The 856-nt window shown below is 37.7% G+C and carries 1 protein-coding gene; it reads left to right on the plus strand.

Annotated features, from left to right (window positions below; translation table 11 throughout):
• A partial coding sequence (locus tag AC1DIT_RS28235; RefSeq protein WP_476998613.1) for a ClyA family alpha-helical pore-forming toxin occupies window positions 1-856 on the plus strand: 856 nt, incomplete at both ends.

Genomic DNA, 856 nt, shown 5'->3' on the forward strand with positions numbered 1-856 from the left:
AGGTTCAGAGGTTCAGAAGGAGCAGAATTACTCAAAAGCATTCACCTTAATCAGGAACTGTCACGAATTAATGCGAATTATTGGTTAGACACAGCAAAGCCGAAAATTCAAAAAACAGCACGTAATATTGTAAATTACGATGAAGAATTTAAAAATTATTACGATACATTGGCAGCTGCTGTACAAAAGAAAGATAAAGCAGAGTTAAAAGATGGAATAAATGATTTAATCACTACAATTAATACAAATTCACAAGAAGTTACAGAAGTAATTAAGATGTTACAAGACTTCAAAGCAAAACTGTATGACAATTCTACAGGGTTTAAAAATAATGTTGATGGACAAGGTGGATTAACGGCACTATTAGCCGGAAATAATGCCCTGATTCCACAACTTCAAGCTGAAATTGAGAAGCTACGTTCTACTCAGACAGAGCATTTTAACAATGTATTAGCATGGTCAATTGGTGGTGGATTGGGAGCATTCATTTTAGTTGCTGCAGCCATTGCAGGAACGGTAGTAATTGTTGTGACTGGCGGTACAGCAACACCAGCTGTTATTGGTGGTCTTACAGCTCTCGGTGCAGCTGGTATCGGTTTAGGAACAGCATCTGGTGTCATTGCGTCTAAGAATATGGACTCCTATAACGCAATTTCTAACAAAATCGGACAATTAAGTACGAAAGCCGACCTTGCTAGCCAAGCAGTTATTTCGCTTACGAACGCGAAAGCAACTTTGACAGATCTATATCAAACAGTGGATCAAGCGATACTGTCTCTAACAAATATCCAAAAACAATGGAATACAATGGGGGCCAATTATACAGATTTACATGATAATATCGACTCTATGCAAG

The sequence above is a fragment of the Bacillus sp. 05T22 genome (assembly GCF_056396765.1).